Origin of the sequence: Actinosynnema sp. NPDC023658, assembly GCF_040639995.1 — a bacterium.
In the GTDB taxonomy this organism is placed as follows: domain Bacteria; phylum Actinomycetota; class Actinomycetes; order Mycobacteriales; family Pseudonocardiaceae; genus Actinosynnema.
This window is the reverse complement of record NZ_JBFAAX010000874.1, coordinates 1-2,299: the sequence shown is the minus strand read 5'-3', so window position 1 is coordinate 2,299 and position 2,299 is coordinate 1. Positions and strand designations below refer to the sequence as shown.

Sequence of the window (2,299 nt, the reverse complement as noted above, 5' to 3'; positions counted from 1 at the left end):
TCGGCTCGCGCCGCAACGACGACAACGCCGTGGCCAAGCTGCTCGCCGCGCTCGCCCGCGTCGCCGCCATCGAGCACCCCGTGCGGCTGACCCCGACCGTGCGGGCGTTCATCGAACGGGTCGGAGCGGCGCTCGACGTGCCGGTCGACCTCGACGACGTCGACGCGACCATCGCCCGGTTCGGACCGGCCGCGCGGCTGGTCGAGAACACCGTCCGCAACAGCGCCACCCCCACCGTGCTGCGGGCCGGGTACAAGGTCAACGTGATCCCCGGCAGCGCCACCGCCGAGCTGGACGTGCGGACCCTGCCCGGCGCGGCGGAGGAGCTGCTGGCGTCGATCGACGCCGCGCTCGGCCCGGACGTGCGGCGCGAGTTCATCGCGGACGAGCCCGCGGTGCAGGCCCCGATCGACTCGCCGTGGTTCGACGCGATGGCCGGTGCGCTGCGCGCGGAGGACCCCGACGCCGTGGTCGTGCCCTACTGCATGGGCGGCGGCACCGACGCCAAGGCGTTCAGCCGGCTGGGCATCGACTGCTACGGCTTCGCGCCGCTGTTCCTGCCGGTCGGCTACGACTACCGGGCCATGCCGCACGGCGTGGACGAGCGCGTGCCGGTGGAAGGACTGCGCTTCGGCGCCCGCGTGCTGGACCGCTTCCTGTCCTCCTGACCTCCCGGTTCACCCGAACGGGAACACCGGTCGCGGTATCCCGACCGCCGCCCACACCTCCTCACGAGCATGACGGCGTAGGGAGGCCGGCGGCATGTGGGCACGGATGGCGGGCAGCGCACTCGCGGTGGTGGTCGGCGTCGGGGTCACCGCGTGCGGCAGCGGGGTCTTCGGCCGGACCGGCGACGTGACCACGACCGGCCCGACCACCTCGACCACCTCGACTGACGGCACCGGGCCGGGAGTCACCGGCACCGACGACCCGGCCGACACGGGCGTTCCGACCGCGGGCGGCACCCGCTTCGGCTGGTACCTGCCCGAGGGGCCGCGGTCGACCAGCACCGTCGAGGACAGCGTCTACCAGCGGCTGGCCGTGGACCGGGACTGCGACGCGGCCCAGACCGACCTCGACGACGGCAACGCGTGGGAGGGCATGCGCAGCCCCCGCAACGTACTGCTCTACCAGGCCGCGATCGACCTGTGCCGGGGTGCGGAGTCCTCGGCCCGCGCCGTGTACGGGCGCATCGCCGGCCACGGCTGGAACCTGGAGCTCGGCTCCACCGAACCGGTCGACTGCCCCACCTACCGCGCCGTGCGCAGCGTCCTGGACCAGCGCGAATCCGGCACGTTCGAGTGCACCAGGGGCACACCGCCCGCGTGGCCGGACCCGCAGGCCAAGAACGACCCGCGCACCGACGTCGACGAGTCCGCCCCGACCACGGACACGACCACCGGTACGACCGACACCACCACCCCGACCACGCCTGAGACCGGCACGACCACCACTACCCGCGAGCCCACGCCGACGTCATGACCACGCCGACCGGCGGTGACGCGCCCGCCAGGACCGCCGAGCCGCCCGACGCGGTGCAGCGGATCGGGGAGGCGCTGGCCAACGTCACCGTCGTCACCGGCCTGCTGGTGTACTTCGGCTGGCGGCGCAGCGACGTCCAGGCCCGCGAGCTCGGCCTCGACACCGCGGTGCTCGGCATGTCCACCACCGACTACGTGATGCGCAGCGTCGGACCGGTGTTCCTGCTGCTGGCCGTCGTCGTGGCGCTGGCCCTGGTCTGCCGGTGGGCGGAACCCCACGTCCGGGCGGCGGTCGCGCGACCAGGCAAGGGGGGACGGGTGTTGGCGGCCGTGCTGTCCTGGGCCCGGCTGGTGCTGCCCGCACTGGCCGTGGGGCTCGGGCTGCTGTTCCCCGTCACCAGCTTCTACGCGTTCCCGCTCGTGGTCGGCGGCGGCATCCTGATGTCGCTGTACGCGAGCCGCCTGCGCCGCCCGGACGCGCACCCGACGTGGACCAGGGTGCTCACCTTCGCCGTCGTGTCGCTGTCGCTGTTCTGGGCGGCGGGCAACTACGCCGAGGTGCGCGGCGCCGAGCTGGCCAGCGAGTTCGGCGCGAACGTGCACGACCAGTCCACCGTCGTGGTCTACGCCCGGGAGCGCCTGCACATCACCGCGCCCGGCGCCTGCGAGGAACCCCTGGCCGGCGACGCCTCCCGCTACCGGTTCCGCTACCTGGGGCTGCGCCTGTTCGACAAGATCGGGGCCAAGTACTTCCTCATCTCCGACGGCTGGACCCAGGCCCGCGGCACGGTGGTCGTCCTCGTCGACGACGACGACAT

The 2,299-nt window shown here is 73.6% G+C and carries 3 protein-coding genes; all 3 read left to right on the top strand.

The genetic code is table 11. The features are described 5' to 3' along the window. Positions 1 to 668: M20/M25/M40 family metallo-hydrolase (locus AB0G02_RS35845; protein WP_360803597.1), on the top strand; the 668-nt coding region annotated here is incomplete at its 5' end. A 94-nt stretch (positions 669 to 762) separates the two neighbouring features. After that, positions 763 to 1,482 carry a hypothetical protein gene (locus AB0G02_RS35840; protein ID WP_360803594.1) on the top strand — a complete coding sequence of 240 codons (720 nt, stop codon included), beginning with the start codon at positions 763 to 765 and terminating at the stop codon, positions 1,480 to 1,482. After that, positions 1,479 to 2,299 (top strand): hypothetical protein (locus AB0G02_RS35835; RefSeq protein WP_360803591.1); only part of this gene is annotated, 821 nt, incomplete at its 3' end. The genes AB0G02_RS35840 and AB0G02_RS35835, both read left to right, overlap by 4 nt.

What these genes read in the sequence shown, in the direction of transcription:
- AB0G02_RS35840 (WP_360803594.1), top strand. Translation starts at nt 763, where the DNA reads ATGTGGGCACGGATGGCGGGCAGCGCACTCGCGGTGGTGGTCGGCGTC.